Here is a 23,674-nt window from a genome sequence, read left to right as displayed (position 1 = left end):
GCGGTCGACGCTCAGGCTCGGGCGACGGCGCAGCCGACGATCAGCGGTGCGACGATCGGGATCGCTTTCGGCATCCGGCGGTGCTCGACGTTGAGCACCGAGAAGCCGGTTGCCTCGATCGTCTCGAGGGTCGAGCGGTTACACCGGCAGCCGCGACCTAGACGTCGCCACAGGGGCTCGAGGCGGTCCTGCCAACGAGCCAGCGCGGGATCGCCAGAGCGTACGTGCTCGAGGAAAAGGAGGTGTCCACCAGGGGCCAGCACGCGGCGAAGCTCGCGCAGCGTGCGCACCGGATCCTCGACCGTGCAGAGAACGAGCGTGCAAACCACCGTGTCGAAGGCGTCGTCCGGAAACGGCAACCGCTCGGCGGCGGCCGACACACACCGCACCGGGAACGGCTGCGCGCCGCCCGACCGACGCTGCGAGGCGACACGCCGCTCGAGCCGTTTCGTCATTTCGGGGTCGGGCTCGACGAGTGTCAGCTCGGTGAGGGTCGCTGGGTAGTGCGGCAAGTTGAGCCCCGTTCCGGCACCGACCTCCAGCGTGCGGCCGCGCGCATGGCTGAGCAGCTCACGCCGCAGGGCCGCCAAGCCGGCGCGCTCCGAGCCCGCGAGGACACGGTCGTAGGCGCTCGCGAACAAGCGGGCGTAAAGGGCCATCGTCGGTTAGCAGTCTCGCAGTCGCAGCGCTCCGCAGGCGGCTAACGCAGACAACGCGCGGACGGTCCTCACCAACGGGCTGCGCGCAGGCCGTTCAACACGACCAGCACCTCCGCCAGTTCATGGATCGTCACGGTCGCAGCGATCCCGATCGCGCCGAGCGCGGCGAGCGGTGTCAGCGTGACCACGATCGCCGTTGCCGCAAGCAGGTTCTGGAGCACGATCCGGCGGGTGCGCCGAGCGTGCGCGACCAGTTGCGGTAGCCGATCGAGTCGGTCGGCGAGGATCGCGCAGTCGGCGACCGCCACGGCAGCGTCACCGGCGAGTGCCGCGAGCGCGATGCCGACATCGGCACCGGCCAAGGCGGGCGTGTCGTTGATGCCGTCGCCGACCATCGCGACCGGCCCGAAGCGGGCGCGCAGCTCTTCGATCAGTCGCAGTTTCTGCTCCGGGCGCAGTCGTGCGTAAACGTTTTGCAAGCCGACTTCGTCGGCAACCGTGCGCACGGCCTGTGGGGAGTCGCCGCTCGCGAGGAAGGTCGCGATGCCCAGAGCGTGCAGGCTCGCGACTGCTTGGCGGGCGTCAGCGCGGGCGCCGTCGCGGAGCACGAACAGGGCGAGCGGTCGACCGTCGCGCTCCAGCGCTACCAGGCTCGCTCCGCGCGCTCGTGCCGACTCGAGGTGCGGGTGGGTGTTGCGGCCGAGCCGCAGCTCGCTGCCGTCGGCGGCGTGTGCCACGACGCCGGTCCCCGGCAACTCACGGACCTCGCGCAGGTCTGGCAGTTCGGCAGTCGCGGATCGCCGCCAGGCGCTCGAGCGTCGCTCCGCCCTTGACGACGACGCCACGACGGGCGGCAGCCCCCACCGCCGCGACCGCTACTACGGGCACCCCCACGGCGAACGCACAGGGAGCCGCAGCGACGAGCACCGCCAGCGTCCGCTCGAGCGCGTCGCGAAGCGGCTCTCCGGACACGGTTCGCACTAGGAAAGTGGCCCCCGCGAGGGCGAGAACGGCAGGCACGAGTGGCCGTGCTATGCGTTCCGCGAGACGCTCTCCGTGTCCCCGGTTCGCGAGCGCCTCACCCACCGTGCGAACTAGACGGGCCAAGGTGTGATCCGACCCTGCGCGGGTTATCTCAATCTCAAGTAGACCGTTAGAGTTGAGTGCTCCGGCGGCGACGAAGTCACCGGGAGCGCACTCCACGGGCAGCGACTCGCCGGTGACCAGCGAGACGTCCAGGGCCGATCTGCCGGCCCGCACGATGCCGTCCGCGGCCGCCCGCTCCCCCGGTCGCAAAAGCAGGCGGTCGCCGACTCGTAGCTCGCTCGCGTCGATCTCGAGTTCGCGACCCGCTCGTCGCACCAGCGCATGCTTCGGGGCGAGCGCGAGCAGGGCCCGCAGATCGCGGTGGGCTCGGGCGGCGGCGAGGCTCTCGAGTCCCTCGGCGAGCGAGAACAGGAAAGCCAGCACTGCCGCTTCGGCGAGCTCTCCGAGGGCTACCGCCCCGACCGCCGCCAGCGTCATCAGCGTGTCGACGCCGAGCCGGCCGCTAAGCGACCGTCTGATCGCTTGCGGTGCGAACGTCGCGACGCCGACGACGATCGCTGCCCCGAGCAGGCTGGCAGCGAGCGCCTGCGTTTGCGCTGGTGCGAGCTGCGCCGACAGCTGTCCGCCGGCGAGCAGGGCGCCGCTCGCCAGGGGCGCCGCGAGCGTCCGGGCGCCGCTTGTGAGCTGTGCGCCCACCCCTTCACGGTGTGCGCTGCTCAACGCCGACCGCTCCTCGCCTCGACGCCTTTCCCCTAGCCGCCCCTCGGCCAACGCCCCGCACCGCTCGTCAGCGCAACAGGAAGCGGCGCTGGCGGCACCCGCCGTCGAGTGCCGAGGATCGGGGATCGAGTGCGGAGGATCGGGGGCCGAGCGCCGACGACTACCTGCTCGCATCGCTGGGCAGGGTCGCTAGCTCGCCGTGGGGCTGGTCCGCGCCGCCGCGAGAAGCGCCGCACCGACCTTGGTCAGCGCGTACATAACCGTTCGGCCCCGGCGGCGGTAGTCGACGAGACCTGCGTCGCGCATCCTGCGCAGATGGTGAGAGACGGCGCTCTGCGAACGCTCGAGCACCCACGCGAGATCACAGACGCACAATTCCCTGCCCTCCGCGAGTGCCCAAGCGATCGCTACGCGCGTCGGGTCGGCGAGCGCGCCCGCGCGTGCCGCCGCTCTTCTTCTGGTTGCCAGCGGCGGCAATTGGCGGCGCAGTCGCTCTGCGGTGTCTAGATCGAGGCAGATGACGTCGCAAACGCTGGTTCCTCGGGGCGTGGCAGGGCGCGGGGCGGACGGCGCAGCAGGCGGTGCAGCGTGGCTGCGTTCAGACACATGAGCAAATGTGGATAAAAGAGGCCTCCCTTGTCCTCCACGCTTCGCGCTAACGACGCGATCATTGGTGTGATCCGCGGACGCCGTCGCCGCACAGGAGCCATCGAGTTGCTTCGCGTCGTTCGCTTACGAACCATCGCCGCTGCCTGCGCGGCGCTCAGCGGCGTGACGCTCGCGGTCGCAGTCGCAGGGATGCGGAGCGCCGCGCCGCCGCCTGGCCCCCCACCGGCGATGCCCCTCTGGGTCGATCCCGATTCACAGGCGGCACGTGCGGCTCGCGCGCTGGCGGCGACCCGTCCGGACGACGCGGCCGCTCTCGAGTGGCTGGCGCGCCGGCCGCAGGCGACCTGGCTCGGGCCATGGCTGGGGTCGGCGAGCGGACTGGCCGCGCACGCCCGCCGGACGGTCGCCGCGGCCACCGACAGCCGTGCGCTAGCGACCCTCGTGCTCTACGCGCTACCGGCCCGCAGTTGCCATTTCGAGGCGCGCGACCAGGAGCTCGCCCGCTCCTATCGCGCGCGCGTGCGCGCCCTCGCCGACGCCGTGGGGCGGCGGCCGGCGCTGATCGTGGTGGAGCCGGATGCGGTTGCCGAGTGGCGCTGTTTGCCCCCCGCGCAGCGCGCCCAGCGCATCGCCTTGTTGCGCTACGCCGTCGCGCGCTTGACGGCGCTGCCGGCCGCCCGCGTCTACCTCGATGCTGGCCATCCCAGTTGGCAACCCGCCTCGGCAATGGCGCGGCGCCTTGCGCGCATCTGGAGTCCAGGCCTGCGCGGAGTCGCGCTGAACGTCGCCAACTTCCAGCCCACCGCCCGCGTCGTCGCCTATGGACGAGCGATCCTCGCGCGGTTGGCGCACTTGCAGGGGGAACGCAGCTGTCGACGTCCCGCAGCGTCGGCGTGTCGGCGCTTTGTCGAGAAGCGCTTCGGTTTGTTGGTCGACACCTCCCGCAACGGCGGGCGCACACCGCGTGGCGAGAGCTGTAACCCACGGGGCGTCGCAGTGGGCGAGCCGCCACGGCTTTTGCCGCCCCTGGCGGGGGTCGACGGGTTGCTGTGGATCAAAGGTCCCGGCTCCTCCGACGGATCCTGCAACGGCGGACCGCCGGGCGGTGTCTTCTGGGTCGAGTACGCGCTCGAGTTGGTGCGCAACAGCCCCTGGTTTAAGCGCGGAGCGGCCGGCTAGCGCGAGGCAGCGGCGCGCTGGCGTGAACGCGCGGCGGAGCTAGTCGACAGCAGCGGTCGCTGCGAGCTCGCTCGCCGCGGGCACTGCGGTGGCAGGAGACGCGGCTTGCTCTGGCGACCGACTCCTGGCGAGCGCGCGCGACTGGCGCCAGGCGATGGCGAGACCCGCCAGCACCAGCGCCGAGCCGACCGCACCGAACGCGACGTTGTTGAGCTCGCCGGGAGTCACACCCCCGGCGCAGGCGTAGACGGCGGCGGCGAGGAAAGCCGTCGGCCACACCACGACCGGTGCGACTAGTCGCAGCGGCAACCCGGCATGACCCTCCTTCGGTGTTACTCGGAACTGCAACCGGCGGCCGACGAGCGCGCGCGCGAGCGCCAGCGGATGGATCCAGCAGGTAGCCCAGGAGAGCGCGAGTGCCCGGAACGTGTAGATACCTTCAGAGAGGCGACCGAGGTTCACGACGCAGGTCACGAAATAGGGCACGAAGTGCGTGAAGAAGCCGGCCGCGTCGTCACCGATCGCCTGCCAGCCGAAGGCCAGCCGCAGCACCGGCAGTGTGAGGTACACGGCAACGGTGCAGCCCGTCAACCAGTAGGAGGTGGCGATCAGCAGTTGCCAACGGACTTGGCGGGGGAGCGAGCGCCAGAGTCCCGGTCTCCGGACTAAGAGCTCGAGGCAGCCGGTAGCCCAGCGCAGCTGCTGCGAGCAGTAGGAGGCGAGGTCCTCGGGCCCCAAGCCGACGGCGAGCGGCTCGTCGACGTAGACGGTGCGCAGCCCACGCGCCTGCAGGCGGGTCGAGAGGACGATGTCTTCGGTGAGGGAGTCCTCCGGGAAGCCGCCGACCGCCATCACCGCGTCGCGCCGTGCCACGAAGTTGGTGCCGCAACAGAAAGACGCACCGTAGGCGTCGCGACCGCGCATGATCGGACCGAAGAAGAGCGCCTGCTGCTCGGCGGCAGCGGCGGTCAGGGGGCCGCTGTGTAGGTTGCCGTACACCTGGGGGGTCTGCACAATCGCCACCGTCGGATCGTCGAACTGCGGGAGCGTTCGCTCCAAGAAGTTCGGCAACGGCGCGTGATCGCAGTCGAAGACGCAGAACAGCGGCGCCCCGTCGTCAGCGGTGGCGGCCAGCGCCGTGTTCAAGTTCCCTGCCTTCGCGCCCCAACGCTCGCGGCGCGCGAGATAGTCGATGCCGAGTCGCTCGGCCAGCTGCCGAACCGCCGGACGGGAGCCGTCGTCGAGCACGACCACTCGCACTTGCGCTCCGCGCATCGCGCGCGCCGCCCGTAGCGTGCGCTCGAGGATCGGTAGCGGCTCGTCGACCGTGGGCACGAAGACGTCGACGCGCGGCTTGCCCGGGAGTGGCTCGCAGCTCCGTTCGCGCCGCCGATCGCGAACGCACGTCGCCCAAAACGAAAGCGCGTGGAAAGCGTTGAACAGGTCGGCGGCGACCAGCAGGGCGTAGAGGGGAGCTACACCCACGCGCTCGGGTTGCAGCAACCACTGCAAGTAGTAGACAAGCGACGCGACACCGAAAACGACCCAGATAGCGGTCACCCAGCGGTTGACCGGGGCGGGTGGCCCCGCCGCGGCAGGCGTGAGTGCAGGGACCGAGACCTTCGAAGCGCTCTCGTCAGGGCGCGGCCCGGCTGGCACGTGCGTCGGCGTCAACGCGCCTCCTTGCGGTCGATTGCGCCGTGCCCAGCGCGCGCAGCTGTTCGTACGGGGCGTGTGGCGGCGCGCGGCAGCGCGTACACGCGTACCTGTACGCCGGCGAACGAACGCTTCTCGAGCAGCGGTCCGTAGCTCCGGAAAGCCTGGACGAAGCGCGAAGGAGAAGCGAGCCCCTGCGACAGCGCCTGGCCTTCGAAGGTCGTCACGAGCGCGATCCGCCGGCTGCCCGAGCGCGCAGCCATTGTCCAGGCTTCGCGCGGCCGCCGTCCGGGACCGTTAAGCGTGTCGATTACCCGCCGGGAGCGCGGCGGCCGATAGTACGCCAGCACCGGGTCGTAATGCAGGTTCGTGAGCGGGAACTGCGGGACGAGAGCGAGTGCATCGCCCGGTGCGGTGGCCTGTGCCGCGGCCTGCAGTGCCTCGCGCAGTTGAAAGAGCCGCGGATTCCCGCGGTCCTGGCCTTGGATCACGCTTAGCGAGACGAGAAGTACGGCAACAGCGAACGCCGCAAGCAAGCGAAGGTTGCCGGCGAGCCTGCGCCCGGTCTGCGCCACAAGCGCTCCGACCAGCAAAAACAGCGGTGGCGCGATCACCGTCAGATAGCGGGGATCGAAGACCGAACGCGGGCCCAGCCATGAGGCACCGACGAGGGAAGCCACCGGCAGCAACGTCAGCGTTATCAGGGCGCCAACCGAAACCGGGACCCGGGCGAGTTGGGGAACGGCCAGGAGCAGGGCGAGAAGTGCGAGCGGCCACGTGGCAGCCGCCAGTCCGATCGCTCGGTAATCGTGGAAGCCAGCGACGAGTTCGACGACAGCGATGATCACCGAGAACGGATCGGGCCGTTTGTAAGGGGGTAACTGCGAGGTCGCGTCGCGACCCAGGAAGGCCGCGAGCAGCCACGGCAAGAGCGACAAAGCGGCGATCGCCAGGCAGCCGAGCACGGCGAGCGCCCGCTTGCGCAGGTCAGCGCGGGTCGCTGCCAAGACCGCTGCGACGACGCCGAGTGCGGCCCCGAACAGTGCACCGAAGTAGTGCGTGTAAGCGAGCGCGCACAGGGTCAGAGCAAGCGCCGTGGCGCGGTACCAGCCGCCGCGCTCGAGGAACCGCCAGGCGAGTCCGCCAGCTAGCGCGACCAGCGCGAACACCTGCGCGTACATCCGCGCTTCGCTGCCGTACCAGACGGGGAACGGCGCGAGCGCCGCGAGCGCCGTCGCGGGCCAGGGGCTGAGACGCGGAAAGGCTTGGCGTGCCCACGCCCAGCAGGCGACCACGGCGACCAGCGACCAGACGATCGACGGCAGCCGCAGCGCGAGCTCGCTGCGCCCCAGGAGGTCGACCGCCAACGCCGCCTGCAAGTGGTAGAGCGGGGGGTGCACGCCCGATAGCTGCAGGCGGACAACCTCGTCGAGCGGTCGCGCGACCTGGGCGAAGGTGATCGTCTCGTCGAGCCAGAGGCTGCGCTCGGCTAACAGGAGGCGCAGGGCGAGGCCCGCGGCCAGCAACAGGCCAAGGACGCTCAGGTGGCCCTTGGTGAGCGATGCGAAGCGGGCGCGCCCCGAGCTGCAGCGGGCGCGCCAGCGCGCGAAGCGTGCGGCCGCGCGGCGCTCGCGGCGCAGAGCGTCAGGTGCCACGACGCCGGGCGCGGCCGCTACTGCCAAGAGGGCGCCGAACGCCAGTCCCAGGGCGACGGCGTCGGTCGGCGACTGGCCGAGTGGCGTAAGCGCTGCCACGAAACCGGCCTCGCGAGTGCCGATACCGCCGAGTGCCACCGGCAGCGCCGCAGCGACACCGGCGACGAGCAGAACCGGTGCCGTCGCCGCCGGCTCGAGGTGCAGCGCTAAGGAGCGGGCCAACAGCCAGAGCGACGCGCACCACAGCGCGACGTACAAGCCGCCGAGCGCGAGCGCCGCCCGCAGCGCCCGGGCACGGCCAGCGATCACCGTCGCGATCATCATGCCGACCGCCAGCAGTGCGGTTCCGACGACCAGCGGGCGAGCGAGCGAGTAGCGGGTGAACGGCAGCGACACCGCTGCCGCGAGCGCGAGTAAGGCGAACCCCAGCAAGCGGTCGCCAAGCACCGTCGCCGCCGCACGGCGAAGGTCGACGTGGGCACGCAGCCAGTTGACCTTCACGGCGTCACCGCCGTAGCCGCTTGGCAGCACGTTGTTCCAGAGCGCCGCCCGCAGGTAGCAGCGCGCGAAGGCAAAGTCGCTGGGCAACCGCTGCGCCGGCGCGCCCGCCCCGATCACCAGCCGGCGCCAGCGCAAGCCGCACAGCGCCTGGCCAGCGCTGGCGAGCGCGAGCGCCGCGAGCGCCGGTGCGGGCGACACCCCACCGATTCGCTCGAACACGCTGGCGGCATCCAGCTTCAATGCTGCCCCGGCGAGCAGCCCGGCACTTACCGCCGCGCGCGCCCACGGCGGCAACCCCGAGCGCGCGCCGGCAGCCGCAAGCTTCGCCAAACTGCGCGCCCGGGAGACGCGGCTTGGGATTAGGCCGCTGGTGCTCACCGCTGCTCAGCCGTGCGCGACGATGCCGGGCTCATCGAGCGTCGAAGCGGCCGCCGCCCGCCCAGTGGCTGCCGTTACTAGGCGCGGGGATGTCGACGGGGTGGGGTGGCGAGCGGGCTGCCGAGCGTCGTGCGTGGGTGCCGTAGCGAAGCGCGCTGTAGCTTGCTGCACGCTGATTTCGGCGACGAAGCCGGCGGCGAGCAGCGCCGTCGGCGCGACCAGCGCAACGGGCACCAGCGCGGCGAACCAGCTCGGCCCGCCGACCAAAAGAAGCGCGGCCCCCGACACCAGCGTTACCGCCACGACCAGCAGCGAGGCGCCCGCGAAGGCGTGCGCGGGCCGCTCACGGAAGCGTGTCAGCAGCAGCACGGTCACGAGGTCGCAGGCGCCCGCGAGCCAACGGCCGATGCCGTACTTGGAGCGCCCGTAGCGGCGCGGGTGGTGGCTCACAGCGAGCTCCCCGACCGCAAAACCGGCGGCGTGTGCGAGTGCCGGGAGGTAGCGGTGAAGGTCGCCCCGCAGGTAAGGGAGCAGATAGAGCGCCGCCTCCCTGGTGAACCCCTTCAAGCCGCAGTTCATGTCGTGCAGAGGGAGACCGAAGACCCGCTGGCAGACCGCGTTGAAGAGTCGCGACGCGACTCTCTTGCCGAGCGGATCCCGGCGCTCTCGCTTCCACCCGCAGACGACGTCCCAGTGGTCGAGGGCGGCAACGAACCGCGGCAGCTCGGCGGGGTCGTCTTGCAGGTCAGCGTCGATCAGCAAGATCGCGCGCCCCTGCGCCAGCTGAATGCCCGTGGCGAGTGCAGCCGCTTTCCCTAGACCGGTGGGGTGACGAACCCCGACCACCCGCTGATCGGCTTGCACGGCTTGTTCGATGGCCTGCCATGTGCGGTCTCGTGAGCCGTCGTCGACCAGCACGATCTCGAACCGCTGGTCGCCGAGGGTGTCGGCCAGGACCGCCGCCGCTCGCGCCGCCAGCTCCGCGACCGTCGCCTCTTCGTCGCGTGCCGGCACCACCAGCGAAACCGCGCAGGTTGGCTGGCCGCTCACTCGCGGCGAGCGCACGGCTGCCAGCTCGGCGGTTGTGAGACGCGAAAGCTCTGCGGGTCGCATCGAACGCCGAAACCTCCTAGGGGTCAGGTGTCTAGGGCCGGGGCAGGGGAGGGCGGTCACTGTTCGCCGTGGCCGCCGCCAAACCAGCGTCGCCGTGTTGAGTCGGCGACCTTACGGCCTTCCTGACAGTGCTCTCACAGACGTTTTGTCGGTTCGCTCGAGGTGTTCACAGACGTTTTGTCGGTTCGCTCGAGGTGTTCGCTCGACGCCGTGTCGGAGCGGCGCGCAGTTCCCGTCGACGGTCGCTAGCAGGCGGGTTGGCGGTTGCGAGTTCTCGATCGGGTGCGTCCGGTCGGGCGGGTCGCTCTACGCTACGGCGGGATGAGCGAAGACCGGTCGCGCACCGTCGACGAGCCCCGCGCCCCGGAGATGGCGAAGGTTCGGGGGGAGCCGGTAGCGCCGCCGCGCGCGCCGGATCCGCGCACCCCACTGCCGCCGGGGCCGCGCGAGGGGCCGGGGTGGCGGGTCGCCCCAGCGCCCGACGGCCGTGGTGCTGGAGACCGACCGGATCGCCCGCCGATGGTGCCCTTGCCGCTCGGCCGCTTCCTCCTGATCCTGGCAGCGCTGTTGGCTCTCAACTTCGCTCTAGCCAACGCTCTGACTGCTCCCGCCCCGCGCGTGCGTGTCCCCTACAGCCCGTTCTTCTTGGATCAGCTGGAGCGCGGGAACGTCGCCGAGATCTCGGCGCAGGGCGAGTCGCTGAAGGGCGAGCTGAGGCGGCCCGCGACGGTGCGGATCGACGGCGAGCCGGTGCGCGTCGAGCGCTTCGAGACAACCGTGCCGGAGTTCGCCGATCGCCGCCAACTGTTCGAGCTGCTGTTGCGTCGCAAGGTCGTGATCAGCGCCCGTCCGCCGGGGGAGCGTTCACTGGTCGAGACGCTCGTGCTCGGCTTCGGTCCCACTCTGCTCCTCGTGGGCTTCTTCCTGTGGCTGGCGCGGCGCGCGGCGATGCAAGGTCCTGGCGGCGTGCTCGGTCAGTTTGGGCGGGCGCGCGCCCGTCGCTTCGATCCCTCGCAGCAGCACGTGACCTTCGAAGACGTCGCCGGCATCGACGAAGCGAAGGAAGAGCTGCGCGAGATCGTCGACTTCCTGCGCGAGCCCGACAAGTACCGGCGGCTGGGCGCCCGCATCCCGCGCGGTGTGCTGCTCGCCGGTCCGCCGGGGACCGGGAAGACCCTGCTCGCTCGAGCGGTCGCAGGGGAAGCCGGGGTCCCCTTCTTCTCGATCTCGGCCTCGGAGTTCATCGAGGCGATCGTCGGCGTCGGAGCCTCGCGCGTGCGTGACCTTTTCGCGCAGGCCAAAGAGGCAGCCCCGGCGATCATCTTCATCGACGAGATCGATGCGATCGGCCGCTCGCGCTCGCAGGTCGGGACGCTCGGAGCGCACGACGAGCGGGAACAGACGCTCAACCAGATCCTCACCGAGATGGACGGCTTCGACCCGGCGCAGGGTGTGATCGTGCTGGCGGCGACTAACCGTCCAGAGGTTCTCGACCCGGCGCTCTTGCGACCCGGTCGCTTCGACCGTCGCATCTACATCCAGCCGCCCGACAGCGCCGGGCGGCGGAAGATTCTCGCCGTGCACACGCGTTCAGTGCCTTTGGCCGACGATGTCGATCTCGACGAGCTCGCGCAGCGCACCCCCGGAATGGTCGGAGCGGATCTCGCCAACCTCGTCAACGAGGCTGCCTTGATCGCCGCCCGCCGCGGGCGCTCAGCCGTAACCCAGGCCGATTTCGAGGCTGCCCTCGAGAAGATCGTGCTCGGGGCGGAACGCAAGATGGTGCTTTCCGAGGAGGACCGCCGGCGAGTCGCCTACCACGAGGCGGGACATGCGCTGGTGGCGATGCTCACCCCCGATGCCGACCCCCTGCGTAAGGTCTCGATCATTCCGCGTGGGCGCGCGCTCGGGATCACTTTCGCAGCGCCGGAGGATGATCGCTTTAACTACACGCGTAAGGAGCTGCTCGCGAAGATCGCCGTGACCCTCGGCGGACGAGCCGCCGAAGAGGTCGTGTTCGGCGACGTCTCGACCGGTGCCGAGCAGGACATCGAGCAAGTCACCGAGTTGGCCAGGCGGATGGTCGGGCGTTGGGGAATGAGCGAGCGGGTTGGTTTGATCGCGGTCTTGCCACGCGATGGTCAGGGCTCCTTCCTGCCTGGTCAGGAGCCGGCGTCGGAGGCTACGCGCGAGGTGCTTGACGAGGAGGTACGGCGGCTCGTCGAAGAGCGCTACCAGCAGGTGCGCTCGCTGCTCGAGCGCGAACGGGAGCGTCTCGAGCGGCTGGCGGAAGCGCTCCTCGAACGCGAAACGCTAGACGCCGATGAAGCGCACCGAGTGGTAGGCCTAGAACCGCGCGCCCGCGAGCGCGCCGTCGCTCCAGCGACGTGAGCGCAGCCACGCGGCGACGCGGCCTCGAGCTCGAGGAGATATTGGAGATCGCCTTGCGCGAAGACGTCGGCGCGGGCGATCTCACGGGTCGCGCGGTGATACCGGAGGGAGTTTCGGCGCGCGCCCGCATCGAGCAGCGCGAGCCCGGTGTGCTGGCCGGTATAGACGCCGCTGCCCAGGCGTTCGCCCGCCTCGACCCGGGTGTGCGCTTCGAACGGCTGGCACGTGCCGGCGAGTGGCGCGAGCCCGGCCCGGTAGCCACGGTCGTCGGCGACGCCCGCGCGATCCTTGCGGCCGAACGCGTGGCCTTGAATCTGCTCGGCCGATTGTCCGGGATCGCGACGCTGACCGCCCGCTTCGTGCGGGCGGTCGAGGGCACCGGTGTGCGCATCCTCGACACCCGCAAGACAACACCGGGGCTCCGTCGCCTCGAGCGCGAGGCGGTACGACTCGGTGGCGGCCACAACCACCGTTTCGCGTTGGACGACGCGATCCTGATCAAGGAAAACCACGTCGCGCTCGCCGGTGGTGTCGGCGAGGCGGTGCGGCGGGCGCTGGCGGCGGCGCCCGACGACGTTTGGGTCGAAGTGGAGTGCCGTTCGCTCGGCGAGGTCGAGGAGGCGCTGGCGGCGGGAGCTCAGCGGATCTTGCTGGACAACATGGATCTCGAGCAGCTGCGGGAAGCGGTGGCGTTAGTCGCTGGGCGCGCCCGTCTCGAGGCAAGCGGCGGCGTGACGCTGGCCAACGTGCGAGCGATCGCCGAGACCGGTGTCGACGACATCAGCGTGGGGGCGCTCACGCACTCGGCGCCGGCGCTCGACGTAAGCCTGCTCGTCGCGGGCCGCACCTAATTCGGCCGGGCGCAGCGCGCGCGGTTCGCTCGGCGATCCCCGCTTTGTCTGTGCGAGCGGTGCCAGCTGCGCGACTTCGCGTGACGCTTACTCCTCGTCGCGCAAGTTCTCGCCTTCGCGCGCGAGGAACTCCTCGAGCGCCATCGGAAAGTCGCGCACGCGCTCGGCCACTTGCAGCAGGTCGCCCATCACCCGTTCCTCCTCGACCTGCTCGCTGATGAACCAATGCATGAACACTTCGCTCGCGTGGTCGCGTGTCTCGCGCGCGATCTCGAACAGCTTGGAGATCGCGACCGTGTTTTGGCGCTCCTGCTCAAGACCCGTGCGGATCGGCTCGACGTGGTCGCTGAAGTCGCAGCGCGGCGCGGGCACCGCGCCGATCCGCACTGGCGCCCCCGTGTCGAGCAGGTAGCGGATCATCTTGCGGGCGTGGCCCCGCTCTTCCTCGGCTTGCTCGTTGAAAAACGCGGCGAGGCGCGGCAGCGTTTGCGAGTCGTACCAGGCGCCGATTGCGGTGTACTGCTGCGCGGCGGCGAACTCCCGCGCGATCTGTTCGTTGAGAGCTTCGACGAAACGCTCTGAAGGCAAGTTCCACTCTCCTCAGCGGTCGACGGTCGTGCTCGAACGACGGTAGCCGTTGGCGCGGCGTGAGGGGCGCTGGGGCGGTCGCAAGACCGCGAAGGGATCGGTCACGGCGAGCTTGCGGCTCGCGAACCGCCAGACGGATGCCGGACGCCCGCCTTCCCGTCCCGGCCGCCGCAGCTCGCCGGTGGGCACGATTGCGCCTCGCCGCTCGAGAACCCGTCGTAGGTTCGTTTGCGAGACCCGGTAGCCGAGGGCGGCCGAGTAGTGAGCGGCGAGCTCGGCGATCGTGAACTCGGCGGGTGCGAGCGCGAAGCCGAGATTGGTGTAGGAGAGCTTGGCGCGCAGGCGCTCGCGCGCCAGGTCGATCACGGTGCCGTGATCGAAGGCGGTGGGGGGTAGCGCATCGACCGGGTGCCAACGCGTGTCGGCGGGCAGACGCGGATCGACGTTGCTCGGCACCAAACCGAGGTAGGCGGTCGCGAGTTCCCAATGACGCGGGTTGCGGTCGGGGTCGCCGAGCGTTGCGAGCTGCTCGAGCCAGGAGAGCTCGCGCACGTCGACCTTGGTTGCGAGGTGCCGGCGGATCGTCTGCTCGAGCGGTTCGCGGCGGTCGAGGCGCCCGCCGGGCAGTGCCCAGCGGCCGCGTTGCGGATCGCGTGCGCGCTGCCAGAGCAGTACCTGCAGGGTTCCTTCGCGGACCTGGAAGACGCATGCCAGCACGGCGTGCAGGGGCGCGGCTTCGGCGATCGGCGGCAGGGGTCTGGTAGCCTTGTCGTGCACAGTTTTCGATCATAAGTCGAAAACCCGGGGGACGGCGCTCGGCACGGCGGTGCTGGGCGGCGCGATAGGACGGGGAGAGCTAGCGATGGCGACGCCGCTACCGACACTTCACCCTCAGCCGGTGATCGAGCCTCTCGATCCCGGCGAGATCGAACGACTGCAGCGCGAGGTCAGGGCGCTGGCGCGCGAACGCGATGCGGTGATCCTGGCCCACAACTACCAGCTGCCCGAGGTCCAGGACGTCGCCGACTTCGTCGGCGACTCGCTGGAGCTAGCGCGGCGCGCCCAGTCCTCGCAGGCGGCGGTGATCGCGTTCTGTGGCGTCCACTTCATGGCCGAGACGGCTTCGATCCTCTGCCCCGATCGCACCGTCCTGCTTCCCGACCTCGCGGCTGGTTGCTCGCTGGCCGACTCGATCACGGCCGACCAGTTGCGCGCCTGGAAGCGTGAACACCCCGAGGCGGTCGTGGTGATGTACGTCAACACGAGCGCCGAGGTCAAGGCGGAGAGCGACTACTGCTGCACGTCGTCGAACGCCGTCCAGGTCGTCGAGCACGTGCGGAACACCTACGGGGAGGACGTCGAGATCCTGTTCGGACCCGATATGTGGCTCGGCGCCTACGTCGAACGGGTGACCGGCAAGCGCATGCACGTCTGGACGGGCGAGTGTCACGTGCACGCCGGCATCCGCCCGGGCGATATCGCGCGCGTGCGGGCCGAGCATCCCGGTGCCGACTTCATGATTCATCCCGAGTGCGGCTGCTCGACGCAGGTGATGGAGTACGCGGCTTGCGGCGACGTCGATCCCGAGCGCACCTACATGCTCTCGACCGGACAGATGCTGCGGCACGCGCGAGCCTCCCAAGCGAAAGACTTTGTCGTAGCGACCGAAACGGGACTTCTGCACCGGCTGGCGCTTGAGAACCCCGAAAAGCGCTTCTACGCCGCCAATCCGCGGGCGATCTGTCCGTACATGAAGATCATCACGCTGCCCAAACTGCGCGACGCGCTGCGCGACCTGCGCCCCGAGGTGCGGGTGCCGGAAGAGATCGCGGAACGTGCGCGCCGGCCGATCGAGCGGATGGTGGCGATCGGCCGCTGACGAAGTTCCTGGCGTACGAGATTTCCAGAAACGGAGCGGTGGCCGGCGCCTCGGCGCCGGCCGCCGCCACCGCGTGTCCTCGTGCGCCTCTCGGTTGGTCCGTCCCGGCTGGCTGCGAGTGCGCTAGCCGTTTACGAGCTTGACGCTGGTGAACTGGAGACCGTCGGGACCGAGCTCGCCTTCGGCCTCCTGTACCGCCGTGCCCGGCTTCAAGGCGTCGGCCGAGCAGTGGTCGTTCGACTCGTCGTCCGACGCAGCACTTGCGTCACCGCGCTCTTCGTCGTTGTCGCCGTGCTCATCGTCCGAGTTTTCCGCGGAGCCGCTGACGTGTTCGGCCTTGTCGGAGTGGTCGTCGAGCTCGTTCTCGTTCTCGGCTTCCTGCTCCGACTCGCAGGAGATCTCCGTAGCGTCGGAGACGAGACCCTCGACGGTCTTGCCGCGGGCGAGTCGAATGGTCAGCACGCTGCCGTCGAAGGAGACGATGCGACCGGTCAGCTCCTTCCCGTCCTTGACCCCGTCGTTGTCGGTGTCCGGGTCGGCCGGGTCGTTGCCGGTCTGGTCCTCGGCGGCGTTGCTCAGCCCGTCGTGGTCGTAGTCCTCCCGCCCGTCGGGTATCCCGTCGCCGTCGGAGTCCCGCTTGCGTGGGTTGGTGTGCTCGCGGTACTCGTTGCGGTTGTCGACACCGTCGTGGTCGGCGTCGCGGTTGGCGTCGTTGCGCTTGACCTTGAGGTGGTACTTCAACTCCCAGCGGTCGGGCATGCCGTCATGATCGCGATCCCGCGGCTTCGCCAAGGCGCTGCTCGCGCCGAAGGCGGCGAGCACGAGCGACGTCGCGCCTAGCGCCAGCACGGCGTTGCGCAGACGCCGGCCGACAGCCCGTTCGATCGTGGGCGCCTGGAGCGCCTTCGCGCTGACGCGCCCGCCCGGCAGCGCCGCGAGCTCGTGCCCGTCATCCCTGACTCGATCTCGAACCGTCATCACTGACCCCCTTGCCTAGTCGCGTGGCCGCTTTCATCCCTCCTAGACGGGAGCAGCCGGCGAAAGTCACGCGCTTCTTTGCGAAGTCGCCCCGCCCGGCTGCGCTCAAAGACCCGCACCGAGCTCGTCTTCCGAGCCTTGGCTCTCCGGCAGCCGCGTCGAATCGCTGCCACTCTGTGAATCGCTCGGTGCGGCTTCGGCGGCTTCCGGGGCGTCGGCGCTGGCACCAGCGTCGGCTGTGTCGCTCCCGTCGGCGGCGTGTGCGTCCTCGCGGGCGCTGTCCGCCGGCGCCCCGAGTGCTTCCCCGTGATCGCGCGCGCTGCGCTCGCGGTCACCGTGATCGCCGCCCTCGTCTGACGTTTGCGAGCGGTCCCGGCCAGCAAAGCTCGGCACTGCGGCGGATCCCCGCTGCGCGGCCTCTCCACGCAGTCGGCGAGCATCGTCGGCGGTCCCTCGGCTCCTCGCAACGGCGCGCTGGGAGCGAGCGGACCGGTCGCCGTGGGCGCGAGCCTCGCTTCCCAGCCGGTCGGGCCTTGGCGCCCGCTCGACGGCCGCTGGTGCCGCTGCATCGCTCGGGAGCGAGCGCTGCGGGCGCTGGCTGGAGTGCTCGAGTAGCGGAGCTCCCACGACCACCGAGCCGGCCGCGGCGAGCGCTGCCAACTTCGCGAGCGTCGCGCCCGAGCTGCCTGCTGAGAGCGGCTCGCTCCCGCTCGCCAACAGCCGAGCGAGCGTCTCGCGCAGCGCCGTCGGCAACGGCAGCTGGGCGATGCCAAGCGCTGCTTGGCGAAGACGAATGCGCGCGCGCCTGATGAGCTCGCGCACCGCCGCGGTGCCTTCGGCGCCGAGGCGTGTGACGATCGTGCCGTAGGAGGCACCCTCGAGCTCGCGCATCATCAGGGCTTGCCGCTGACGCGGCGGCAGCTCGCCGGCCGCAGCGACGATCGCGCGCACGCGTTCACGGAGCAGGGCCTCTTGTTCGGCGCTTTGAATTGCCGCGACGGCGCTGTCGTTGTTGAGGCTTTCAGAGGCGCTGGAGATCCGGACGCTGCGCTCCGCGCTCGCTAGGTCGAGCGCTGCGCGTCGCGCGATCGTTGCCAGCCAGGCGCGACGATGGTTTGGTCGCACGCCGCGCTCGAGCGCTTGCCAGGCGCGAGCCAGTGCTTCTTGGCAGGCATCTTCTGCCAGCTCCGGTCCGCAAACGCGGCGACAGATGCTGAGCACGAACTCGCGCTCGTCGGCGAGCCACCCGCCCGCGCCTTGCTCACTCGTACCCGCCCGCACACCTGCCTCCTCGCTTGATATCGGCCGCTCGCCGCTCGCTCTTGACCGGCGACGCCGATCAGGCGGGCGAGCTAGCGAGAGACGTTAGGCGCTTTGGTCGTTCGCCGTTCGCGGGTGGGTGCGTGCCCAGCTCTCGATCTCGCGCGAGCCGACGATCGTTTGCCCATCGTCGGTAACCAACACCGGGACCCACTGCTGGCCGGTCAGCTCCCGGACCTCGCGGCGTCCCCGCGTGTTGTTGAGGAACCGCGGCAGGGGGCCGAGCCCGTAGGCCTTAATGACCTCGGGCTCGTACCCAGCCTCCTTCAGGGCGTGATAGGCGCGGCCACAGGGGTGACCGCCGGGTCTCGGGCCCGGACGCCAGGTGCCCCAGCAGACGTAGAGCCTCATCGAAAGCGCGCGATCGCTCGCCGCTGTCGCCGCGTCATCGCCGAGCCCCTCGCCGCGTCAACGCCGCGCCTCGCTCTTCTGCTCCTCCGCGACGCCCTCCGGCAGCCTCACGTCGGAGCCCGCTGGGAGCGCCGACTGGCCGGAACGCGACGGTTCGGAGCGGGCCGCGCGGCGCTCGTACTCTTCGCGACGTCCGATCGCGTCGAGCAACAGACGGTCGGTCCCGAAGAGCTTGGCGGCGAGCCGCTGTCCGCGCTCGGGAAGCAGCTGAATGATCTTGCCGACTGGCCCCACCGACTTCGGTACGTGCACGTTGAAGCGGGGGCGGCGCAGCGCCGCGACGATCTCGCGCGCGACGTCGTCGGGCTTGATCTTCTTGAAGCCGCGGGCGTCCCGGATGCCTTGACCGAGTTCCGTGTCGACGACCACCGGCATCACGCAGCTGACGTCGATCCCGCGATCTTCGTACTCCAGCGCGAGTGCCTGGCTGAGGCCGACGACGGCGTGTTTGGTCGCGCAGTAGGTGGCGATACCCGGGTAACCAGCTTTGCCCGCCTGGGAGGCGACGTTCACCAGGTGGCCGCTGCGCCCGCGCTCGATCGCGCGACGAATGAACAGCTTCGACCCGATGATCACACCCTTCAGGTTGATGTCGATCTGACGCTCCGCGGCAGCATCGTCCTCCTCGACGAAGCGGTTGACGTGCATGATCCCGGCGTTGTTGATCAGCACGTCGATGGTTCCGAAGTCGCGCTCGACCTCGTCGAGGAAGCGCTCGAACGAGGCGCGGTCAGTGACGTCGAGGTAGTAGGCGCGCGTACCCGATCCCAGCTCCTCGGCGGTCTGTCGCGCGAGGTCGACGTCGATGTCGCCGATCGCTACCCGCGCACCCTCGCGCACGAGCGCCCGCGCCGTTGCCTTGCCGATACCGCGAGCGCCGCCGGTGATCGCGACCACTCGCCCCATGATCGGTCGTGTCTCCTTGGCCATCTTCCCGAAACCTCCTCCTTTGCTCCGGCCCCTCCGGAGCTTCTCCCCGCAAGGTAGATTTTGCCGTCTCCCGGCGGTACTTGCTGTACGACCAGCCAAGTCGCCGCGACCGCTGCTTCGAACGGGCTCGATAGCGTGCCCAGGCGATGCAAATCGAGCAGCTCCACCCGGCGCGCCGAGCGACCACGGTCGCCGACCTGGTCGCCGCCGTGCGACCGTGGGAGGCGCCACCTGCGGGTCGTCCCTGGATCGGCCTCAACATGGTGGCGAGCCTCGACGGCAAGGCCACGCTCGGCGGCCTCTCCGGGGGACTATCCGGTGACGCCGACCGCGAGCTCTTCCACCTTTTGCGCACGCGCGTTGATGCTGTGATGGTCGGGGCGGGCACGCTGCGCGCCGAGCGCTACGGCCGGCTCGTGAAGAGCGCGGAGTTACGCGCAGCGCGTGAGCGCGAGGGCCTGGCTCCGGACCCTTGGGCGGTGATCGTCTCCGCGCGTCTCGACCTGCCCGCCGATCTGCCGCTGCTCGCCGCGGAGGACCAACGGGTGATCATCGCGACCGCCTCGCCGCGCGAGCTCGACGGTGTGCGAGCGCACGTGGAGTACTTGCGGGTGGGCGACGACCTGCCGGTGTTGGCCGCGCTTCTGCGCGAGCGCTACGGGATCCGGGCGGTGCTCTGCGAAGGCGGTCCGACGCTGAACGCCCACCTGTTTGCGGCGCGGCTGGTCGACGAGCTCTTTCTGACCCTCAGCCCGCTGGTTCTGGCCGGTGAGGGGCCGACGATCGTCGCTGGGCGTCCGCTTGCGCAGGAGGCACGGCTCGAGCCGCTCGCGGTGTCGCTGGTGCCGAGCGAGGGTGCCTTGCTTACGCGTTGGCGTGTGGTCGGCTAGATCAGCGGCTCAAAGTTCGAAGATCCGCCCTTCAGGACCGAGGTTCGCGACGAGCGTTCCGTCGACACGCGACTCCTGTCCCCAGCACTGGTGCACGTGGCCACACACGCAAAGGGGAGGTCGCTTGCGCTCGATCGCGCGCAGGATCGCTCGGCTGCCGAGACCGTCGTCGCAGTGGCCGTGTGGCGGGGAGTGCACGACCAGCACGGCGCCCTCCGGCATCGCGTCGAGCAGTGCCTCGGCCTCCTGTTCGGAGAGGTCGTGGCTCCAATCCCAGGGCGTCTCCGGGATGCCCCCGCCGAGCCCGAAGAAGGTGCGACCGTCGATCTCGACGGCCTCCCCGTGCAGCACGTGTGCGGTGGGCCATCCGGCGCATGCCTCGCGCAGTGCGCGATCAGTCTCGTTGTTGCCGGGGACCAGCACGGTCGGTTTGTCGATCGCCTTTAGCAGGTCGATCGTCGACTCCAAGCCGCGGTGCACACGCGCGAAGTCCCCAGCACCGACGACGACGTCCACCGCTCGCGAGCGCTCCACCAGCTCGCGCGCCCGCCGTTCGTCGCAGTGAAGGTCGCTGAACGCCAGGATCCGCACGGACACGCGATCCTAGCCGCATCGCCAGCCGCCGGGCCGACGCAGCGCGTTCCTCTAACTAACTCAAGCTCGGCAGCGCTCGTGCAGTGTGCGCAAGCGCCGTTGCAAGACTCGCCGTGCCCCGCGTTTTGCGCTAACTGTTGGCGGCCGTGGCCACGATCCCGAGTCGCGGGCGCTTCGCTGCTCCCGCTCAAGTTCCCAGCGCCAAGCCCCGCACGCCCGCGGTCGCAGCGACCGACGCGAGGCGTAGGCTCGCACGCGTGGCATCGCGTACGCCCGCGCACGCGGTGGTCGAGTTTCGCGGCGTTACGCGCGTCTTCGACCGCGGTGTCGTAGCCCTCGACCGCGTCTCCTTCGAGATCGCTCGTGGCGAGTTCGTGTTCCTGGTCGGACCGACCGGGTGCGGCAAGTCGACCTGTATCCGTCTCTTGCTCAAGGAGCTGGAGCCGAGCGAGGGGGAGGTGCTGATCGCCGGTCGTCGCCTCTCGGAGATACCGCGTGCCCGCATCCCGCACCTGCGGCGCAACATCGGCTGCGTCTTCCAGGACTTCAAGCTGTTGCCCGACCGCACGGTCTACGAGAACGTCGCCTATGCGCTGCGCGTGATCGGCGAGCCGCGCTCAGAGATCCGGCGCAAGGTGCCCGACATCCTGCGCCTGGTTGGCCTCGCGACGAAGCTTCACAACTACCCGCACGAGCTGTCAGGCGGCGAGCAGCAGCGGGTCTCGATCGCGCGGGCATTCGTCAACCACCCGCCGCTGCTTTTGGCCGATGAGCCGACCGGCAACCTCGATCCCGAGACGTCGCTCGGAATCATGCAGCTGATCCACCGCATCAACCGCACCGGCACCACGGTGATCGTTGCGACTCACGATCACGAGATGGTCGACCGCATGCGTCGGCGGGTGATCGAGCTAAGCGAGGGGCGGGTGGTGCGCGATGAGCGCGCGGGGCGTTATCGGCCCGAGCCGGCGAGTCGGCACCCGACGGTGCCCGCGGACGGCGGAGGTGCGGCGTGAGTCGAGGTCGCAAGTGAGCGGCGGAGGCGGGGCATGAGTTTCGGCTTCTTCCTGCAGGAGGCGCTGCGCAGCCTCGCGCGCACGCGCGCACCGGCGCTCGCGGCTGCTCTGACAGTGCTCTTGACGACGCTGGTACTGGGCGTGTTCATACCGGTAGTGCAGGCCACGACCGGTACCGCGAACGAGGTGCGCGGGCGGATCGTCGTCGATGTCTACCTGGAGGACGGCATATCGGCGGCTGATCGCGAGCAGGTGCGCAGGGCGATCGAGCGCACTGGAAACGTCAAGTCGGTGACCTACATCTCGAAGGACGAGGCGCTGCGCATCGCCGAACGCCGCAACCCACAAGCGTTCCGCGAGGGCGTGAAGCTGCTGGGCCGCAACCCGTTGCCCGCCTCGTTTCGCATAACTCCACGCGACCCTGGGCGAGTTGGCGAGATCATCGACCGCCTGGCGCCGCGCGACCGGCGGGGCGTGCGCCGTCCCGACCTGCCGGGAATTCAGGAAGTCCGCAATCGGGAGGACGACACCGAGCGCATCCTCACGGCGACCTCGGTGGTTAAGGCGGCGACCGGCGTGCTTGCCGCCCTGCTGGCGTTCGCTGCGGTTGCGCTGATCGCGAACACGATTCGGCTGTCGATCTTCGCCCGGCGCCGCGAGGTCGAGGTGATGCGACTGGTTGGGGCGACGAATTGGTCGATCCGCTGGCCCTTCGTCATTGAGGGTGTGATCGTCGGGCTGGTGGGGGCGCTCGGCGCGGTCGCTCTTTTGTACGTGACGAAGCAGACGGTGCTCGATCCGCTCGCCGAGCGCTTCGCGCTAATCGCCGCTCCCCAAACGATCCCGTTCCCGGCGCTGGCGGCGGTGCTGTTGCTGGCAGCGGCGGCGGTGTCGGCGGCCGGCAGCGCCCTCACCTTGCGACGCTTCCTGCGCGTTTAGTGCCGGGAGCGGCATGGGCGGCGGTTCTGCTGGGCCGCGGCAAGGGACGGAACGTCCTGGCCGTCCCGCGCCTTGCGGCGTCTACGCTTCGGTCCTCGGCGTTGTCAGCCCTGTCACGCACCGCGAGTTCCCGGCAACGATTTAGTCACCCGCTTTGACCGCCTTGAGATTCCTCTCCGCACTAGCTTCGCTCCTCGTCGCACTCGCAGCCGGCATCTGGCTGGGCGGGCACCCCGAGACCCTGCCGTCACCGGTCCGCCGGGCGCTCGTCGCCGACGACCGCGCGCTGCGCGCCGAGATCATCGACACGATCCTCGATCACTACTACCGACCGATCTCGCGCGCGCGGCTCGAGCGTGGTTCCCTGGACGGGATCGTCAACACCCTGCGCGACCCCTACTCGCACTACTTCTCGCCGGACGAGGCGCGGCGCCTGCGGGAATCGGTGGAGGGACGTTTTCAGGGCGTTGGCATGAGCGTGTTCCGTACGCGCCGAGGGTTGCGCGTGATGCGCGTGTTTCCGCGTTCGCCGGCTGCGCGCGGAGGTATCCGGGCGGGCGACCTGATCGTCGCCGTCGACGGCCGCAGCATCGCCGGGCTCAGTGCGGAGCAGGCGACGGCGCTCATCAAAGGGCCGGCCGGCACGCGGGTGCGGCTGACCGTCGAACGGGCGGACGGTAGGCGACGAACGCTGTCGCTGGTCAGGCGCGAGATCAAGGTGCCGCTGGTCGAATCCCAGCTCGACCGCGTGCGCGCGATCCCGGTCGGGGTGGTGCGCCTGGCGGGTTTCAGCGACGGCGCCCACGGGCAAGTCGCGCGGGCGGTGAAGAACCTGCAGAAGCGGGGGGCACGCGCCTTCGTTCTCGACCTGCGCGGCAACGGTGGTGGCCTGTTGTCGGAGGCAGTGCTGGTATCGAGCGTCTTCCTCCGTGGCGGCGAGGTGGTCGCCGTGAAGGGGCGCGGCGAGCCCACGCAGGTGCGTCGGGCGACCGGCGATCCGGTAGCGCCGACGGCGCCGCTGGTGGTGCTCGTCGACCGCGCCAGCGCGAGCGCCTCGGAGATCGTCGCGGGCGCTCTGCGCGCGCGCCGGCGAGCCGAGCTCGTCGGAACCCGGACCTTCGGCAAGGGCGTCGTGCAGGAGCTCTTCCAACTCTCGAACGGCGGCGTGCTCGACATCACCGTCGCCTTCTACGAGCTCCCGGACGGTCGCCGCATCGGGCGCGGTGGACTGCGCCCCGACGTTGCTGCCCGTGACGACCCGCGCACGCGCGCCGACGAGGCGCTCCGCCGGGCGCTCGCCGTCGCCGCCGCGCGCGCTTCACGGTGAGCCGCCCGGGCCGCCGCTCGCGCCGGAGCGCACGGTCCTCGCC

22 protein-coding genes are annotated in these 23,674 nt (G+C 70.2%); 8 read left to right on the top strand and 14 right to left on the bottom strand.

Annotation, left to right across the window (positions count from 1 at the left end; all coding sequences use genetic code 11):
• Positions 1-11: 11 nt before the first annotated feature.
• The 4 genes from BLW41_RS00475 to BLW41_RS00460 all read right to left on the bottom strand — a co-directional run bounded on the left by BLW41_RS00475 (position 12) and on the right by BLW41_RS00460 (position 2,903).
• Positions 12-659: a class I SAM-dependent methyltransferase gene (locus BLW41_RS00475; protein ID WP_093115224.1), complete on the bottom strand. Its 648-nt coding sequence runs from the start codon at positions 657-659 to the stop codon at positions 12-14.
• Positions 660-727: 68 nt separating this feature from the next.
• Positions 728-1,414, bottom strand: coding sequence for an HAD-IC family P-type ATPase (locus BLW41_RS00470; RefSeq protein ID WP_177169210.1), 687 nt, complete (start codon positions 1,412-1,414; stop codon positions 728-730).
• Between the two features lies 1 nt (position 1,415).
• Positions 1,416-2,426, bottom strand: a complete 1,011-nt coding sequence (locus tag BLW41_RS00465) for an HAD-IC family P-type ATPase (RefSeq protein WP_177169209.1) — start codon at positions 2,424-2,426, stop codon at positions 1,416-1,418.
• A 189-nt stretch (positions 2,427-2,615) separates the two neighbouring features.
• Positions 2,616-2,903, bottom strand: coding sequence for an ArsR/SmtB family transcription factor (locus BLW41_RS00460; protein WP_218138155.1), 288 nt, complete (start codon positions 2,901-2,903; stop codon positions 2,616-2,618).
• A gap of 159 nt (positions 2,904-3,062) precedes the next feature.
• Here BLW41_RS00460 and BLW41_RS00455 point away from each other — a divergent pair, with 159 nt between their 5' ends.
• A complete protein-coding gene (locus BLW41_RS00455) occupies positions 3,063-4,214 on the top strand; it encodes a glycoside hydrolase family 6 protein (protein ID WP_093115216.1) in 1,152 nt (383 codons plus the stop codon).
• A gap of 39 nt (positions 4,215-4,253) precedes the next feature.
• Here BLW41_RS00455 and BLW41_RS00450 read toward each other — a convergent pair whose 3' ends face one another.
• The 3 genes from BLW41_RS00450 to BLW41_RS00440 are packed head-to-tail and all read right to left on the bottom strand — an operon-like array spanning position 4,254 to position 9,517.
• Positions 4,254-5,888, bottom strand: a complete 1,635-nt coding sequence (locus BLW41_RS00450; RefSeq protein ID WP_177169208.1) for a glycosyltransferase family 2 protein — start codon at positions 5,886-5,888, stop codon at positions 4,254-4,256.
• A complete protein-coding gene (locus BLW41_RS00445; RefSeq protein WP_093115212.1) occupies positions 5,885-8,404 on the bottom strand; it encodes a lysylphosphatidylglycerol synthase domain-containing protein in 2,520 nt (839 codons plus the stop codon). Before BLW41_RS00445 ends, BLW41_RS00450 begins: the two co-directional genes overlap by 4 nt.
• A gap of 6 nt (positions 8,405-8,410) precedes the next feature.
• Positions 8,411-9,517 (bottom strand): glycosyltransferase family 2 protein, encoded by a 1,107-nt coding sequence (locus BLW41_RS00440; protein ID WP_093115210.1) that lies wholly within the window; start codon positions 9,515-9,517, stop codon positions 8,411-8,413.
• Positions 9,518-9,838: 321 nt separating this feature from the next.
• Between BLW41_RS00440 and ftsH the strand changes: the two genes are divergently transcribed.
• Both ftsH and nadC read left to right on the top strand, forming a co-directional pair.
• Complete coding sequence (gene ftsH, locus BLW41_RS00435; protein WP_218138154.1) at positions 9,839-11,908, top strand: ATP-dependent zinc metalloprotease FtsH; 2,070 nt, start codon at positions 9,839-9,841, stop codon at positions 11,906-11,908.
• The gene (gene nadC, locus BLW41_RS00430) at positions 11,905-12,759 is read left to right on the top strand and encodes a carboxylating nicotinate-nucleotide diphosphorylase (RefSeq protein WP_093115208.1); all 855 of its coding nucleotides are present in this window, start codon (positions 11,905-11,907) and stop codon (positions 12,757-12,759) included. The genes ftsH and nadC overlap by 4 nt, the downstream gene beginning before the upstream one ends.
• A gap of 87 nt (positions 12,760-12,846) precedes the next feature.
• Here nadC and BLW41_RS00425 read toward each other — a convergent pair whose 3' ends face one another.
• Positions 12,847-13,347, bottom strand: coding sequence for a ferritin (locus BLW41_RS00425; protein ID WP_093115206.1), 501 nt, complete (start codon positions 13,345-13,347; stop codon positions 12,847-12,849).
• 12 nt (positions 13,348-13,359) lie between these two features.
• Positions 13,360-14,124: an NUDIX hydrolase gene (locus BLW41_RS00420; protein WP_281230862.1), complete on the bottom strand. Its 765-nt coding sequence runs from the start codon at positions 14,122-14,124 to the stop codon at positions 13,360-13,362.
• A gap of 85 nt (positions 14,125-14,209) precedes the next feature.
• Here BLW41_RS00420 and nadA point away from each other — a divergent pair, with 85 nt between their 5' ends.
• Positions 14,210-15,226, top strand: a complete 1,017-nt coding sequence (gene nadA / locus BLW41_RS00415; protein WP_093115204.1) for a quinolinate synthase NadA — start codon at positions 14,210-14,212, stop codon at positions 15,224-15,226.
• Between the two features lie 123 nt (positions 15,227-15,349).
• Here nadA and BLW41_RS00410 read toward each other — a convergent pair whose 3' ends face one another.
• The 4 genes from BLW41_RS00410 to BLW41_RS00395 form a co-directional block, all read right to left on the bottom strand.
• On the bottom strand, positions 15,350-16,204 hold the full coding sequence (locus BLW41_RS00410; RefSeq protein ID WP_093115202.1) for a hypothetical protein: 855 nt from the start codon (positions 16,202-16,204) through the stop codon (positions 15,350-15,352).
• 105 nt (positions 16,205-16,309) lie between these two features.
• The gene (locus BLW41_RS00405) at positions 16,310-17,485 is read right to left on the bottom strand and encodes a sigma-70 family RNA polymerase sigma factor (protein WP_177169207.1); all 1,176 of its coding nucleotides are present in this window, start codon (positions 17,483-17,485) and stop codon (positions 16,310-16,312) included.
• Positions 17,486-17,569: 84 nt separating this feature from the next.
• Positions 17,570-17,875, bottom strand: a complete 306-nt coding sequence (locus BLW41_RS00400) for a glutathione S-transferase N-terminal domain-containing protein (protein ID WP_093115198.1) — start codon at positions 17,873-17,875, stop codon at positions 17,570-17,572.
• Between the two features lie 57 nt (positions 17,876-17,932).
• Entirely contained in the window at positions 17,933-18,865 is a 933-nt protein-coding gene (locus tag BLW41_RS00395) for an SDR family oxidoreductase (RefSeq protein WP_093115196.1), read from the bottom strand.
• Positions 18,866-19,011: 146 nt separating this feature from the next.
• Here BLW41_RS00395 and BLW41_RS00390 point away from each other — a divergent pair, with 146 nt between their 5' ends.
• Positions 19,012-19,755: a dihydrofolate reductase family protein gene (locus BLW41_RS00390; RefSeq protein WP_093115194.1), complete on the top strand. Its 744-nt coding sequence runs from the start codon at positions 19,012-19,014 to the stop codon at positions 19,753-19,755.
• 9 nt (positions 19,756-19,764) lie between these two features.
• On the opposite strand, the gene BLW41_RS00385 is transcribed toward BLW41_RS00390, so the two are convergent.
• Positions 19,765-20,346 carry a metallophosphoesterase family protein gene (locus tag BLW41_RS00385; protein ID WP_093117192.1) on the bottom strand — a complete coding sequence of 194 codons (582 nt, stop codon included), beginning with the start codon at positions 20,344-20,346 and terminating at the stop codon, positions 19,765-19,767.
• Between the two features lie 287 nt (positions 20,347-20,633).
• Here BLW41_RS00385 and ftsE point away from each other — a divergent pair, with 287 nt between their 5' ends.
• From ftsE to BLW41_RS00370, 3 genes are all read left to right on the top strand, one after another.
• Positions 20,634-21,365, top strand: a complete 732-nt coding sequence (gene ftsE, locus BLW41_RS00380; RefSeq protein WP_093117190.1) for a cell division ATP-binding protein FtsE — start codon at positions 20,634-20,636, stop codon at positions 21,363-21,365.
• A 33-nt stretch (positions 21,366-21,398) separates the two neighbouring features.
• Entirely contained in the window at positions 21,399-22,304 is a 906-nt protein-coding gene (locus BLW41_RS00375; protein WP_093115192.1) for a cell division protein FtsX, read from the top strand.
• A 154-nt stretch (positions 22,305-22,458) separates the two neighbouring features.
• Positions 22,459-23,631, top strand: coding sequence for a S41 family peptidase (locus BLW41_RS00370; protein WP_093115190.1), 1,173 nt, complete (start codon positions 22,459-22,461; stop codon positions 23,629-23,631).
• The last annotated feature ends 43 nt before the right edge of the window (positions 23,632-23,674 follow it).

The organism is Thermoleophilum album (assembly GCF_900108055.1).
GTDB classification, from domain to species: Bacteria; Actinomycetota; Thermoleophilia; order Solirubrobacterales; family Thermoleophilaceae; genus Thermoleophilum; species Thermoleophilum album.
This window is presented reverse-complemented; position numbering and strand designations above follow the sequence as displayed.